Here is a 15,240-nt window from a genome sequence, read left to right as displayed (position 1 = left end):
GATTGCAGCCGCTTTCAGACGTGGTCGTTCCATGGCATGAGGGCGTCGATTTTACTGCTTGGCCAGTCGTTGGCGATGCGCACGAGGATCTGGGTAAACCAGGCATTCGGATCGACATTGTTCATTTTTGCCGTCTGTAGAAGTGTGGCGATCGGTGCCCAGCTCTTTCCGCCGCCGCCGCCGCCGCCGCCGGCAAACAGTGAGTTCTACCGCGTTATGGCCTGCGGCCGGATTGCCCGTTCAACGATGTTGGAGTCGAGCTCGATGTGGCCATCGGTCAGGAAGCGCTCAAAGATGGCGCGGCGAGCGGTCGCATAGCGGATCGCCCCGGCGAGCTTCGATTTTCCGGATACCCGTGGCAGGGTCTTGTGCCAGAGATCGAAGAGCTCGCCGGAGGCTGTGTGAGGGACAAGGCTCGTGAGCTTTCAGCAAAGGATCAGTGTTAAAACCGGCCAGATTTACGAGGCTGATGTCGCTGGAGGAAACGACTGGTTAAGGTTTCTTTTCTATCACTTCTGCTGAGTGACAGCCCCCAGATTGGTCTCCATCAGCATGCCCTTTTCGCGTTCTCCAAGCCTTCAATCGAAACCTGCCGGATCGCTGCGGACGGACAGCGATCAGACGAGCGGTGACGACCGAATCACGGAACCGTCGCGGCGCAATCCGGATGCGGCGATCCTCGATCCCGACCGGCTTCCGACCTGGCAGCGCCCCTTCGTGCTGGGACCGAATGTGCGCTTCACCCGCACGCCGCACCGGAAACATCCCGAATCGCCAGCGACAGCCGCAAAGCCCACGGAGCTTGAGGAGTTGCCGCCGCAATCGCCCGCCGCAGCGCTACAGGATCGCATTGCCGAAGAACTGCCCGCCGAACGGGGGGAGGGGGCTCTACAATATCCCACCCCGGAGCCGTTCCGGGATGAACCGCCGGTGCTGGTGGATTTCCTGTTCCACCCGCTCGGCGTGCAGCAGGATGACGCAGCGCAGCCGGACTTGCTCGAGCCCGAAACCGATCCAGTGCCTGACGCGCAAACGGCGACGACCGAACAGACTTCAGCAAACAATGACGAAAGCCCAGTGAACATTCCGCAAGTCCCCTCGATCTCTGAAATGCATGATGCCCCAACCGCAGCACCGGCGGATGAAACCCGCCAGGCACAGGCCGGGGCAGCGGCGCTCGCCTTCATTCCCGACGGGCTCGCCTTCGAGATGATGGAACTCGGGCTGTTCGACGATGCAACGCCGGCGCCCAAGGCCGTGGCGCCTGCGGAAGAAGACCCTGCCGATGAGGCGGGTGCGCAAGACGGCTTCATGCCTTGGACCGCCGCCTCCGATGCGGTGGAAACCGCCGCCGATGAGCCGACGGCAAGCGCGGAGGAGAGGCCTTCGCCGGTCGCGCTTTACCGGCAGGTTCTGCTCCACAGCCCGACCCGGCGCGCGGCAGACGATTACTTTGAGGCAGAGCCCGCCCAGACGCAGGAGGCACCTGTCGAGGCGAGCGATGCCATCGATGAAGCCGACCTGACGGACGAACATGACGAGGCCTTCGCCGAGATAGAAGAGGATGCGTGGGAAGACGAAGCGGAAGCCGACATTGCCGATTTCGGCGAGGCGCAACCGCACCAGACCGTACCGGAGGAGAACGAGGCGTCGGACAATGTCGCCGGGCCCCTGAACGTTCTGGCGAAGCACGAACAGACCGACTTCCTGTTCCCCTCGATCGAGCTCTTACAGGCGCCGCTTGCAGACGAGACCAGCGATCTGAGCCAGGAAGTGCTGGAACAGAGCGCCGGACTGCTGGAAAGCATTCTGGAGGATTTCGGCGTCAAGGGCGAGATCATCGATGTCCGCCCCGGCCCCGTCGTCACGCTCTACGAATTCGAGCCGGCGCCGGGCGTCAAGTCGTCGCGGGTGATCAACCTTTCGGACGATATCGCACGCTCCATGTCGGCGCTTTCGGCGCGCGTCGCGGTCATTCCCGGCCGCAATGTGATCGGCATCGAGCTGCCGAACGAGGAACGCGAGACAGTCTATCTGAGAGAGCTTCTCGAAAACCGCCTCTACATGACCACGGATTTCCGCCTGCCGCTCTGCCTCGGCAAGAATATCGGCGGCGAGCCGGTGGTCGCGGAACTTGCGAAAATGCCGCATCTGCTCGTGGCCGGCACCACCGGTTCGGGCAAGTCGGTCGCCATCAACACCATGATCCTGTCGCTGCTCTATCACCTCCGGCCGGAAGAATGCCGCCTGATCATGGTCGACCCGAAAATGCTGGAACTGTCTGTCTATGACGGTATTCCGCATCTTCTCACCCCGGTCGTGACCGATCCGAAAAAGGCGGTTCTGGCGCTGAAATGGGCCGTGCGCGAAATGGAAGACCGCTATCGCAAGATGTCGCGGCTCGGCGTGCGCAATATCGACGGCTTCAACAAGCGCGTCGCCGAGGCGCGCACGACCGGCGAAACCATCATGGTTTCGGTGCCCACCGGCTTTGACCGCACCACCGGCGAGCAGATTTTCGAGGAGCAGGAACTCGATCTCTCGGCGCTGCCCTACATCGTCGTCATCGTCGACGAGATGGCCGATCTGATGATGGTCGCCGGCAAGGAGATCGAAGGCACGATCCAGCGCCTGGCGCAGATGGCGCGCGCGGCCGGCATCCATCTGATCATGGCCACCCAGCGGCCCTCGGTCGATGTCATCACCGGCACGATCAAGGCCAATTTCCCGACCCGCATCTCCTTCCAGGTGACCTCGAAGATCGACAGTCGCACCATCCTTGGCGAGCAGGGCGCGGAATACCTGCTGGGGCAGGGGGATATGCTGCACATGAAGGGCGGCGGGCGGATCGCCCGCGTGCATGGCCCGTTCGTTTCCGATCACGAGGTGGAAAAGGTCGTCGCCCATCTGAAGACGCAGGGCACGCCCACCTATCTCGGCAGCGTCGTCGTCGACGAGGAAGAGGAAGACGAGGGCGAAGAGGATACCGCCGTCTTCGATGCCACTGATATGGGCAGCGAGGATGACGACGCCGATGATCTCTTCGCCAAGGCCGTGAAGATCGTCCAGCGCGACAAGAAGTGCTCGACATCCTATATCCAGCGCCGCCTGTCGATCGGCTACAACCGCGCCGCCTCGCTGGTGGAGCGCATGGAAAAGGAAGGCCTCGTCGGCCCCGCCAACCATGTCGGCAAGCGCGAGATCCTCGATTCGGCCGCGCCGGGCTGATCCATGGAATCGGCATTGGGCTGATATCGCAAACGTTGCGGTATCGGGGCTCGCTATGTGATGAAGGTTCGGTTTATCCGAAGAGCGGATGCGGGCTTAATTCGTGTAGCCGCAGGCGGCGAAATAGCGCCGGACGCTGGTTTGCACGTGATGGTGGAGGATCTCGGTGGCGTCCGTGGGGATATGGCCAAAGGGGAATCCGTTGAAATATTGGGATACCAACGTTTCCGTCAGTCCGGCCTTCAAGAGGTTGTTGAACAGGTGCGAGAGGGCGGCGGCAACCGCACTATCTCCCCAATAATAGCGGATGCGGTCGCTGTAGCTGAATTGTCGCAGCCGCTTCATCTCGACCTGGCTGCCCTTGTAATAGTCCTGCCAGTGGCCGGGTTGGGCAGCCATCCGTTCCTCGATTATTTCCCTGATCCGGCTTGGCGATGGCGGATCGATGAGCTCTTCGATCCCGGCCAGCGCGAAGATCGCCTCGCGGAAACGGAAGGTAAGTTCCGGGCCGACTTTCAGAAAGAAGAAATGCTGTTCGACGAGCTGGGCAAGCGCCTCGTCCGGCTGGTAGTCGGTCGAATGCGCTTCGAAGGTCAGGCCGGGAAAATCGAGGATCGCGGCGCTGAGGTTCTTGGAGGCGAGCGGATCAAAACGATAGAGCGCGCTGTGCCCGAAATCGACGCCCGGCTGGGTCACCACCGAAGCGATGCGCTTCCAGGCTGAATGCAACCCCCGCGCCTCAAAGGCGGCCCGATGGGTTTCGATGGTTTTTTCAAGCCGCGCGACCGACGTCACGTCGAGTGCGTCCGGCTCGGTCGTTTCGCCGCCCGGCACGGGAACCTCCGTGCCGATCACATAGATCAGTTCGGAAGGGTCGGCGGCGGCGTCTTCGGCGACGGCGCAAAGATCGGCGGCGCGTTCGGCGACAAGCTCGAAGCTCGGATGCGCCTCGCCGCCGAGCGCCATGCTGGCGTCGAGATGGATTTTGCGAAAGCCGCTCGCGACATAGCCGCGCACCAGATCGCGCGCCTTGGCCATGGCGCTTTCCGGGCTCTGCCGGAGCCAGGGATTGGGTCCGAGATGATCGCCGCCGATGAGCAGGTCATCACGATCGGCGCCGGCGTTATCGGCAAGCGCGTGTAGCCAGTCGATGAAATTGGCGGGCGTCATGCCGGTATATCCGCCGTCCTGGTTGACCTGATTGCAGGTCGCCTCGATCACGGTCGGAAACCGCGTTTGTGCCGTTACGGAAAGGATCGCCTTCAGGACATGTTCGTTGGCGGTGCAGAAGCTTGGCAGGCCAGTCGGCTTGCCGCCGCGATTGGCTTCGATCAGTGCTTGAAGGTTCATGTTTTCCGGTCCTTTTCGCTCTCTGCGTTCAAAAAGGCGCGGATTTCCTGCGGCGTGGAATTGCCTTCCATCGGTCCCCTGCGCGTGACCGCGATCGCCCCGGCTGCATTGGCCATCCGTCCCGCTTCTTCCAGCGGCCGGCCCTGAAGCAGCAACGCCATCAGCGTGCCGCAGAAACCGTCTCCGGCTCCGGTGGGGTCGACCTCCTCGACCGCGTGCGGGACATAGAGGTGGCGCTCGCCGCGACCGGCCAGCAAGGCGCCCTCCGCGCCCTTCTTGACTGTCACGATTTCCGCCTGCATCGCCAGCAGCCTGTCGATCGCCGCCTCCGTGGAAAGGCCAGGAAACAGGAAATCCAGGTCGCTGACGCTCGGCATCAGGAAATGGCTGCGGGCAAGAAGGCTCTCGAGCGCCTCGCGGCTTTCGCGATCGCGCATCAGTTCGGGCCTTGCATTGGGGTCGAGCGAGAGCCTGCCGCCGCGGGCAAGCACCGATTCCGTTGCCTGCATGATCGCCCTGCGCAGCGGGGCCGAGCCCAGCGAGGAGGCGGAAACGTGCAGGACGATCTCGCCTTCGGGCAGCATGGCTTCGTCGAAGCGGACCGCATCCGCGGCCGTTCCGGCCAGATGGAAAATGAAAGTTCGCGTTCCGTCATCATAGTAGGAGACGAAGGCGGTTCCGGTCGTCAGCGTTTCGCTTTCGCCGATGTAACGGGTGTCGACGCCGTCCGCCTCAAGCCGCGCCTTCAGGGTGCGGCCAAACCCGTCGCGGCCGACCGCGCCGATCATGCGGGTCGGCGCGCCCATGCGGGCGGCCTGATCGAGAAAGATCGCGGGCGCCCCGCTTGGAAACGGGCCGTCGAAGGTGGTGATCCTTTCGAGACCGCACCCCTTCTCACGCGATACGAACTCGACCAGCAATTCGCCGATCGTCAGCAGGGTCGGAATTGTGTTCACGTCGGTCTCCTGTAAGGATACAACGTTTCCTAACGTCAAATTTTACGCGCGTCAATTTTTGGGGTGAATGCTTGTCGAAGAAGCGCCGGATCAAAACCATGGAAGAGCTGGCCAAGACCATCGAGGTATCTAGACCGACCTTGTCGCGCTTTTTCCGCGACCCGGAAAGCGTGCGCCCCGGCACGGCCGCCAAAATCCGCGCACGGCTTGCGGATGTCGATTATGTCCCGAATTTCTTTGCGACCCGGATGAACCGGCAGTCCACGGGTCTGATCGGGGTCGTCATTCCGCATTACAACGATCTTTTCTACACCAGTCTGCTGCAGGCGATCGAAGACGCGGCGCTTGCGGCCGGCGGGACGATCATCACCCAATGTTCGCATGGTTCGCCCGAGCGGGAAGCGCGCGCGGTCGACCGCCTGCTGTCGATGAATGTCGATGGCGCGCTCGTGGCGCCGCTGGGCGGGGAGGTGTCTGCGACCGCCATCGCGCGTCTTGCCGAAATGCTGCCGACGATCATGCTCGATGCCCGCCTCGACGGAGACGCGCCGCCGCTGGATTTCGTCGGCACCGACAATTTCGCGACGTTGGATCTGATGGTTGATTACCTCTGCCGCACCGGGGAGCCGCCGGTGTTTTTCGCCATGCCACAATTGAACTCCAACAGCGTCGAGCGGGAGGCGGCCTTTCGCGCAGCCATGGAAAGGCGCGGGCTGAAGGCCGTCAGCGTCCCTGTCCCTTCGGAGAAATCAGAGTGTTTCGGATGGGATTTCGAAGCTTTTGCCTTTGATGCCATGAGCGATCATTTTGCCAGCGGACGATATCGAACGGCAACGATCCTGTGCGCCAATGACCGGCTCGCCTTTGGCGCCTCGCGCGCGGCCCATCTTTTCGGCCTGTGGGATCAGCGCGGCGGTGAAAGATTGCGCATCGCTGGCCATGACGATCATCCGCTGAGCCAGTACATCTCGCCGCCACTGACCACGGTCGCGCAGAATGTCGAAGGCATTGCGGAGCGCGCAATGGCGCTGCTTGAACGCCGGGCCGGTAACCCGCATTCGTCTTTCGAGACAAGCGTCCTTCCGGGAACCCTCAAGGTACGCCAGTCGGCGTGAATTATTTGTTTGCGCGTGTGAAATATCGTAGAGCGGACAGGGCCTGACCAAGTCTGTTTTCATACCTGCAGTTCAGCGTCCTAGGACGCGGCGCGCCTGCAATCGATAACGAGGAGCGAGACACGGTTTGCGATCAGAGGTTTCGCGGCTCGCGCAAGGCGTGCTTTACCGTGTGCCGACCAGACCATAGGGTCGGCGCATGCGGTATCTTGATATTGAATTTTCAGAGGATTTCCTGACGGCTGATCGTGACGGGGACGGTGCGCGGCTGACATTCACGCGGCAGGAAAGAATGCTGCTGCAACATTTTACGGCCAATAACGGACGCCTGCTCAGCCGCAATGACCTGCTCTCTGTTCTCGGCGGGCAAAGCGAGACCATCAGCGACCGTCATGTCGATTTCCTGATCAACCAGCTTCGGCGCAAGCTCAAGGACGCGCCGCGCACGCCCCGCTTCATCCGAACACAGTATGGCGAAGGTTATGTCTGGATTGCGCCGCACTCGCCGGCGAATGCGGAGAACCCGGATGCGTTTCTGATTGTCGGACCGATCCGCGGCCTGAAGCGCGGCGGCGCGGAGGCGGGGCGCTATCTCGCAGAGCTCCATCAGGAGCTTCAGACGGCCCTCGGTTCCGACAGGACGGTGATTGTCGCGGCGTCCGACAGGGTCGAGACGCGCCATTTCAGCATCGAGGTGGTTTTTCATCGTCACGACGATGTTCTTCACGCCGCGCTTCTTCTAAGGCATGCCGGCCAGTTTATCGGCATGAAACGGGTCGATCATCGCACAGGCAGCAATGCGATCGGGATAGAGGACATCATGCAGGCCATCTGGTCGCATCTCGCCCTGCCGCCGCAAAGCGGCGGGCTGCCCGATGACCTGCCGCCATGGATCCGCCAGCACGACGCGGCGCTGACGCTCAGCGGCAACCCCGACAAGGTCAGTTGGCGGGACAATGCGCGCATGCTCGAGCGCGCCATGGCGGAAAGCCCGCATGATCAACGGCTGGACGTGATGTGGGCACTCAATCTCTATGCCCGCCTGCTGCAGAGCATGAGTGAACCGGATCAATGGCTTTCCCATGAGGAGTGGCAGGCGATCGAGCGGGAGATTGAAGAGACAAGCCTGTCCGTTCTGGGCGCGCTGCCAAAGATGCCCGAAATGGGTCTGGCCGTCGCCAAGCTGCTTCTGTTCGTCAACATTGAGCATACGGTGCTCGCCGAAAATCTGGTTGATCAGGCGCTCCAACATGGTTCTGCCTTTGCCACCGCGGCGGCCCTGCGGGGGGAGATCGCGGCGGTCGAGGGCGACATCGACGCCGCTTGCCAGCTCTACGACGAGGCGCTGGAACTCGCCGAGCCGGGCACGGAGTTTTTCATCTATCTGATGCTGCTGAAGGCTGGTGCGCTGCGCGCCGGAAACAGGCGGGAGGCGTTGCAGGCGCTCGCAGAGCGTCTGCGCATGACAGCGCCGCTTGCGCATGCCCGCCTGGGTCTGCTGCTCGCGCCCGAACTGAACGAAGCTCATATGAGCCGGACGGTCGCGGGGGCCGAACTGACATTTGCAGTCGCGGCGCACATGCTTCAGCTGCTCTACAATGTCTTCGGCCGCCGCTTCAAGAACATCGAGCACCGCCGAAACATCATGAACGCGCCGATCGCGGCGTTTTCGGCCGCCTTTGGCGAAGATGTCGTCAGCGAGAGCATCAGATCCGGCATATCCGATCCGGCCTAAGCCCGGCGTGGCCGCGATAGACTGCAGCGTTTGTGCGGGGCGGGTGACGACCATGACGCCGACGGTGGAGACTTGCTAAAAGTCAAGAAAATCGCCGTTTCAAATACTGAACAAACATTGTTATGAGATGACCGGACCGTTCTGTTTCGCGCAGGCGGACGGAGCGGAGACAGGTCGGTTCTTCGGCCTGGTCAGCACCGCTGGTCGCCTCAATGCGTCGAAACGCGTTTTGTGACAGGTCATGATTGGACGTGCATATGCCCATACCCCCTGCCTTTCCTCGCCTCCGTCTCTCCGGCCGGTTCGGAACGATCGCCGTCTCGGCGATGCTGGCCTCGACTTTGCTGGCGACCGGCGCACGCGCGGACGATCGTCCGACGCGACCTGCCGAAGAAAGCGGGGCCGTTGATGATCAATCGTCGGAGGCGGTAAGGGCCGCGCTGCAGGAGGCCACCGCCTTTGGCCGAAAATCGCTTCTTGCCAGTATCGTCGAAAACGCCCGGTTGACGCCAGAACGCGCCGATCTGATCGAGACGGAGGCGCGGAGGCTTCGGCCCGATCTTGGCGCATCGATCGCCAGGGCAGCCGCATCCGGTCGTCACCTCGCAAGCCTGTTTCCCGAGGCTTCGGTGTCCGGAGGGGCCCGGACGCAACCTCCGGCATCCTCCCCGGCCGCGCGCGCCACGCCGTATCCCGGGGGCAATCCCGACATTCCGAAAGGCGCGCTCAGTGAATATCAACGCAATTATTCGCTCGATGCCATGCATGCCGATGCCGCGCTGGCAAAGGGCTACACCGGCAAGGGCGTTGTCGTCGGCGTGATTGACACAGGAATCGCCATCAGCCCCAACGGGACTGTTCACCCTGAATTCGAAGGGCGCGTCGATTCTCGTTCAAAGAGCTACCTCTACTGGTTTGACACCAGTGTCGAGGGCGAGCACCTGACCCAGGAACAGTTTGAGGCCGCTTTCGAACAAGGTCCGGACGACCCCTATGATATCGATGGTCACGGAACCCATGTCTCCGGGATTATTGGCGCAGGTCGCAACGGTTTCGGCATGGAGGGGGTTGCCTCTCAGGCAACCATTCTCTCCGTTGGAGCGATACCGGGAGGCGATGGCGAAGTCTTCGTCGACGGCGAGGATTTCGACATCGATGATTTGCAGTATTGCGGGCCATCCCTGTTGAATGGAACCTGCGAGCCCATCACCGGTTCACGCGTTCCCGATACGGTAGGGTTTGAATATCTGTCGCAGTTTTCGGATGTGAAGGTTATCAATGGCAGCTTCGGCTCCAATGCCGAACCGGATCAGAAAACCTGGGACATCCCTGTCGGGCAACAAGCTCAGTTCATGGCAGACGCCAGGGCCATGAGGCAAAGCCTTGATGCCGGTCAGGTGATCGTCATGTCTGCGGGCAACGAATTCCTTGAGGCTCCGGTACTTGCGGAAAATCCTTTCAGCAATGGCCTATTCCCCTTCATTCAGCCGAAAAATGAAGCGGCTACGAACGCGTCGGGCAGCCTGGTCTATGATGATCATGGCAGCGGGCTTGACCTCAGTTTCACGTCCGCCGAAGCACTGGCGGCTGCAGAAAAACAGGATGGTATTGCCCGCGGGCGGGTCGTCGTCGTCGTCGCGCTCGATGCCTATAATCAGATCGCCAGCTATTCCAACAGATGCGGCGTTGCAAAAGAGTGGTGCATTGCCGCGCCGGGCGGTGATCAGCCATCAGGAGCGGACAGCGGTATTTATTCGACCGTCCCTGAAGATCTGGTTCCCAGCGGTTATGATTCCCACTCAGGCACCTCGATGGCAGCGCCGAATGTGTCGGGCGCCGTCGCTGTCCTGACCGAGGCCTATCCGAGCTTCACCCCGGCGGAAATCGTCGAAATCCTGTTCATGACCGCCGAGGATCTGGGCGCTGCGGGGATTGACGCGGTCTATGGTTGGGGGCTGGTGCGGCTTGACCGCGCGCTTTCGGTCGGCCCGGTCGGCATGACCGGCGAAGGCGTCTACACGGTCGGCGCGGACGATTCCGACACGACCTGGATCGTCTCGTTTGCGAGCGACGGCAGCCTGGAGAAGCAGGGCGGCGGCACGCTTTCCATCCTCAACGCCGCAACCTTCAGACAGGGCGCGGGCGTCGAAGGTGGATTGCTGGCGGTTGACGGCTCGCTGACGACGCCGGACCTGCATGTTGGCAGGAACGGCACGCTTGGCGGTACCGGGCGCGTTGCAGCCGATGTGAATGTCGACGGCACGCTTGCGCCCGGCCAGTCGCCCGGCACGATGACCATTGCCGGCAGTGTGAGCCTTCAGCCGACTGCAACCATGGAAATCGATGTCGATGGCACGGGGACAGAAAACGGGGCCGGCAATTACGACCGTCTTCTCGTGGCCGGCGCGGGCAATGATTTCGCCGCCAACGGCACCCTTCAGCCAAGGTTGCGCGGCATTTCCGGCGCCGCCACCAATGCCTTCACGCCAATGCCCGGCGAACTCTTCACCTTTGTTCAGGTCGCAGACGGCAGCGTCACGGGCAGTTTTTCTGGCCTGGACCAGCCGGATGCGGGTCTTGCCCCGGGCACGCGCTTCGATGTGCTCTACGCGGCGGATGCGCTTTCCCTGGCCGCCACGCCGGAGCGCTATGCCGATCTTTCCGTCTTCGGCATCTCCGCCACGCAAAACGAAAGAGCATTGGGCACCGCGATCGACATGAGCCGGCCCGCGGCGGGGGTGCGCCCCGATCCCGCCTATAATGACAGTTTCAACACGCTGTATGCCGCCGAAATCGACGCGCTGGCCGGCGGGCTCTCGTCGCTGACGGGCCAGATCCATGCCGAGATGGGCGCCAGCGCCGTGCGCGCCATCGGCCGCTTTGCCGACCGGATCGGCGAGCGCCAGATGGGCCTTGCCACCGGTTGGCTCTCCGAGACGGGGACGCCCTATGGCGCCGGCGAGGTCTGGGTCAGCGGCAACCATGCCCATACGGACGTGGGCTCATCCGGCGCAGTCTCCGGCTATGACGTCAACGTCAATAATGGCGCGTTCGGTATCGACTGGAATTTCGGGCATACCGTTGCCGGCGTCGCGGGCTCCTATGAATATGCCGACGTCTCCGCAGATACGAACGGCGCCGGCAATATCGGCACCTATCAGGCCGCGGCCTATGCCACGTTTGCAACCGGCGGTCCGACTGTGGCCGTGCGCGGCGGGCTTTCCTATGGCGACCTTTCAACCAGCCGGCTGACCACGCTCGGCAATTATGCTGCTATGGCCAACGCCTCGGGCCACGGCATGGGCGGCTTTGCCGAAGTCAGTGCCTTTCAGGATTTCGAGATGGAGGCGTTGACCCTGACGCCATCCGCCACGCTGGGCTATCGCGGTTTCCATCGCGATGCCATGACCGAGACGGGCAGTCTTTTCGCGCTGTCATTGCCGGATGAAACCTTCTCCGAAACGCAGACCACGCTGGCCCTGTCCGCCTCGCATCGCTTTGCGTTCGACAATGGGCTGAAACTGGAGCCGGTGTTGAGCGCAGGCTGGCGCCATGACTTCGGCGATCTGGACCGGTCCTCGAGCCTTGCCATCTTCGGGAGCGGCTTCGATGCATCCGGCGCGGATATCGGGCGCAACGCCTTTGTCGGCCGCGTTTCCGTCAATGCGATCGCGTCGGATCGTTTCACCTTCGGGGCAAGCTACGAGGCCGAGCTCCGGGACAATCTCACCAGCCAGATCTTTTCCGCCAATGCCAGCCTCAAATTCTAGTAGCCACGCTCAGATTCAAAACAGGGGACATAGTTTCATGAAACGCGCTCGTTCTCACCTCACGTCGTTATTGCTCGCCGGGGCAGGTCTCCTGGTCGTTGCAGGCCTGACCGGCTGCGAGGTTTCAGACGGCTCCATGCCGGCGGTTTCGACCACGCCGGACTATCAGACGGCCGCGGCCGCGCAAAAGGAGATGAAGGATCCGGTTGTCGGGAAATGGAAAATGTATCCGGCAGTCGGCCCGACCAAACGCAACTGCTCGATCGAATTCAAGGCGAGCGCCTTCAACGCGCACAAGGGCCGCGTCAGCACATTTGCCTGCAACCTTGTCGAGGGCCTCGGCAGCATCAACGGCGTCAGCCGCATCAATGGCTGGGAACGCAAGGGCCGCACGATCATCCTGTCGGGCATCGCAACGCCCAATATCGGCTCATTCGACCTGCCGATCGACTCCTACCGCGACCGCGTCTACGGCAGCACCAAGGACGACATCCGCTTTGTGATGGTTCGAGATTGAGTTCGATTGCCGCGTGGGTCCAGTTGCGATCTCGATTCACGGTGCTATGAAGGATTGGGGATAGCACGCTGCTTGGTAGAGCGCGGTAACGGAGACCCGATGAAGCCGTCTGAGATCATCAATCCCAAGCCACGCCTGAGCATAGCATATCCTCTGGTTTCTCGCATTGCTGGCCGGCATACGACCCGCGAAGGGGGGGTGGAAGAGATGCTTCTTACCCCTTTGCGCGCCTGTCGCCTGAGGCGTTCCAGCATGCAGCTCACCGAGGAAATCCGCGCCGAGGTGATCGCCGCGGCGAGCCAGGGATAGGCGCATGGCCGAGGACAAGGAAAGCCGTCCGCTGGCGCTGCATGCCCGCATCGAACGGGAGGTCGAGGACAGGATTCTGTCCGGCGAATGGCCGCCCGGCACCCGCATCCCGTTCGAGCATGAACTGACGGCGCATTACGGCTGCTCGCGCATGACGGTCAACAAGGCGCTGTCGCAGCTTGTAAAGAAGGGGCTGATCGAGCGCCGGCGCAAGTCGGGCTCCTATGTGCGTCAGCCGGAAGTGCTTTCCGCCGTCATGGAAATCCACCAGCTCGAGCGCGAGGTGCGCGCACTTGGCCTTGCCTATGCCTTCCGGCTGATCGAGGCCACGGAGCGCAGCGCGGGCGAGGCCGATCGCAAGCGGCTGCTGCTGTCGGCGCCGGCGGCGGTGATGCATATCCGCGGCATCCACAGCGCCGGCAGCCGCCCCTTCTGTCTCGAAGATCGCCTGATCAGCCTTGCCGAGGTGCCGCAGGCGCGGGAGGCGGATTTTTCGAAGTATCCTCCGGGGTCATGGCTCCTGGAGCAGGTGCCGTGGAGCGCCGCCGAACATCGCATCAATGCCGTCGGCGCGGGGCGCGCCGAGGCCGAACTGCTCGATCTGCGCGAAGGCGCGCCCTGCCTGGTGATTGCGCGGCGGACCTGGAATGCAAGCGGGTCGATCACCCAGGTCAATCTCACCTATCCCGGCGACATGCACACGCTTGTCGCCGAGTTCTCGCCGTCGGGCCGGGCGGGGTAGCGCCCGACCGGGGAAGGCGGGGCCGATCTCAGTGCGCGGCCGACATGTCGCCCAGCACGGTCTTGTCGGCGACCGTGGAATCCGGGTTGAGCGTGTAGACCATCGGGACGCCGGTCGCGAGATTGAGCTTCAGGATTTCCTCCTTGCTCATCCTGTCGAGGATCATGATCAGCGCGCGCAGCGAATTTCCATGGGCGGCGACCAGCACCTTTTCGCCGCGCAGAACGCGCGGCAGGATGTCAGTCAGGTAATAGGGCCAGACCCGTGCGCCGGTGTCCTTCAGGCTTTCGCCGCCGGGCGGCGGCACGTCGTAGGACCGGCGCCAGATATGGACCTGTTCCTCGCCCCATTTCTTGCGGGCGTCATCCTTGTTGAGGCCGGCGAGATCGCCATAATCGCGCTCGTTGATCGCCTCGTCCTTGATGGTTTCAAGGTCGGACTGTCCGATCTCGTCGAGAATGATCTGGCAGGTGTTCTGGGCGCGGATGAGGTTCGAGGTGAAGGCGATGTCGAACTTGATCCCTGTTTCGGCCAGCGCCTTTGCGCCGGCAAGGGCCTCGGCTCTGCCCTGATCGGTGAGATCAGGGTCCTTCCAGCCGGTGAAAAGGTTCTTCAGGTTCCATTCGCTTTGGCCGTGACGGACCAGAACCAGCGTTCCGCTCATTTAATCAGTTCCTTCGTTGCTATTTGGAAAGCCCGAGCACGTCGAGCATGGAATAAAGACCGGGTTTTTCCCCGCGCGCCCAAAGCGCCGCCTCGACCGCGCCGCGGGCGAAGATGCTGCGGTCGGTGGCCTTGTGCGACAGGCTCACGGTCTCGCCCTCGCCGGCAAGCAGCACGGAGTGCTCGCCCACAACCGAGCCGCCGCGCAGCGTGGCAAAGCCGATCGTGCCTTCTTCGCGCGCGCCGGTATGGCCGTCGCGCACCTTCACCGCCTTGTCCTTCAGCGAGACGCCGCGCCCTTCGGCGGCGGCCTCGCCCAGCAGAAGGGCGGTGCCGGATGGCGCGTCGACCTTGTGGCGGTGATGCATTTCCAGCACCTCGATATCCCAGCCCCTGGCCGACAATGCCGCGGCCGCCTCTTTCACAAGAACGCCGAGAAGATTGACGCCGAGGCTCATATTGCCGGATTTGACGATCCGGGCGTGGCGGCTTGCCGCCTTCACCTTTGCCTCGTCCTCCTCCGACATGCCGGTGGTGCCGATGATGTGGACGATCCGCGCCTGGGCGGCCAGCTCGGCATATTCGACGGAGGCGGCGGGTACTGTGAAATCAAGCACGCCATCGGCATTGACAAAGGCCTTCAGCGGATCGTCGGTGATCGCAACGCCAAGCTCGCCGACGCCGGCAAGCACGCCGGCATCCTTGCCAAGCGCCGGACTGTCGGGCCGGTCGATCGCGGCGTGCAGCACGGCGCCTTCGGTTTCGCAGATGACGCGGATGAGGGTCTGACCCATCCGTCCGCTGGCGCCCACGACGACAAGCTTCATTGCCGGAGAATTCATATGTCTTCCTGGT

The 15,240-nt window shown here is 62.6% G+C and carries 10 protein-coding genes and 1 pseudogene; 6 read left to right on the top strand and 5 right to left on the bottom strand.

Annotated elements, in window-relative coordinates; translation table 11 throughout:
* Positions 1–14 precede the first annotated feature (14 nt).
* Positions 15–389: pseudogene (locus V6765_RS09170) on the bottom strand (IS66 family transposase); the annotation flags it as partial.
* A gap of 163 nt (positions 390–552) precedes the next feature.
* Here V6765_RS09170 and V6765_RS09165 point away from each other — a divergent pair.
* Positions 553–3,228, top strand: coding sequence for a DNA translocase FtsK (locus tag V6765_RS09165; RefSeq protein WP_448427962.1), 2,676 nt, complete (start codon positions 553–555; stop codon positions 3,226–3,228).
* A 96-nt stretch (positions 3,229–3,324) separates the two neighbouring features.
* Here the strand turns inward: V6765_RS09165 and V6765_RS09160 are convergent, their stop codons facing one another.
* Positions 3,325–4,578, bottom strand: coding sequence for a class II D-tagatose-bisphosphate aldolase non-catalytic subunit (locus tag V6765_RS09160; protein WP_448427960.1), 1,254 nt, complete (start codon positions 4,576–4,578; stop codon positions 3,325–3,327).
* Entirely contained in the window at positions 4,575–5,534 is a 960-nt protein-coding gene (locus V6765_RS09155; protein WP_448427958.1) for a carbohydrate kinase family protein, read from the bottom strand. The genes V6765_RS09160 and V6765_RS09155 overlap by 4 nt, the downstream gene beginning before the upstream one ends.
* 98 nt (positions 5,535–5,632) lie before the next feature.
* On the opposite strand from V6765_RS09155, the gene V6765_RS09150 reads away from it, so the two are divergent.
* The 5 genes from V6765_RS09150 (at position 5,633) to hutC (ending at position 13,722) form a co-directional block, all read left to right on the top strand.
* A complete protein-coding gene (locus tag V6765_RS09150; RefSeq protein ID WP_448427956.1) occupies positions 5,633–6,649 on the top strand; it encodes a LacI family DNA-binding transcriptional regulator in 1,017 nt (338 codons plus the stop codon).
* A 199-nt stretch (positions 6,650–6,848) separates the two neighbouring features.
* Positions 6,849–8,384: a winged helix-turn-helix domain-containing protein gene (locus tag V6765_RS09145; protein WP_448427954.1), complete on the top strand. Its 1,536-nt coding sequence runs from the start codon at positions 6,849–6,851 to the stop codon at positions 8,382–8,384.
* 257 nt (positions 8,385–8,641) lie between these two features.
* On the top strand, positions 8,642–12,154 hold the full coding sequence (locus tag V6765_RS09140) for a S8 family serine peptidase (RefSeq protein WP_448427952.1): 3,513 nt from the start codon (positions 8,642–8,644) through the stop codon (positions 12,152–12,154).
* Positions 12,155–12,191: 37 nt separating this feature from the next.
* A complete protein-coding gene (locus V6765_RS09135) occupies positions 12,192–12,671 on the top strand; it encodes a hypothetical protein (RefSeq protein WP_448427950.1) in 480 nt (159 codons plus the stop codon).
* A gap of 313 nt (positions 12,672–12,984) precedes the next feature.
* Positions 12,985–13,722, top strand: coding sequence for a histidine utilization repressor (gene hutC / locus V6765_RS09130; RefSeq protein WP_448427948.1), 738 nt, complete (start codon positions 12,985–12,987; stop codon positions 13,720–13,722).
* Positions 13,723–13,750: 28 nt separating this feature from the next.
* Here the strand turns inward: hutC and V6765_RS09125 are convergent, their stop codons facing one another.
* Both V6765_RS09125 and dapB read right to left on the bottom strand, forming a co-directional pair.
* Entirely contained in the window at positions 13,751–14,386 is a 636-nt protein-coding gene (locus V6765_RS09125) for a 2,3-bisphosphoglycerate-dependent phosphoglycerate mutase (RefSeq protein ID WP_448427946.1), read from the bottom strand.
* 19 nt (positions 14,387–14,405) lie between these two features.
* A complete protein-coding gene (gene dapB / locus V6765_RS09120) occupies positions 14,406–15,227 on the bottom strand; it encodes a 4-hydroxy-tetrahydrodipicolinate reductase (protein ID WP_448427944.1) in 822 nt (273 codons plus the stop codon).
* Positions 15,228–15,240 lie beyond the last annotated feature (13 nt).

Source organism: Martelella sp. FOR1707 (genome assembly GCF_053484265.1).
Note: the sequence above shows the minus strand (reverse complement) of the source record. Positions and strands in the feature narration are given on the sequence as shown.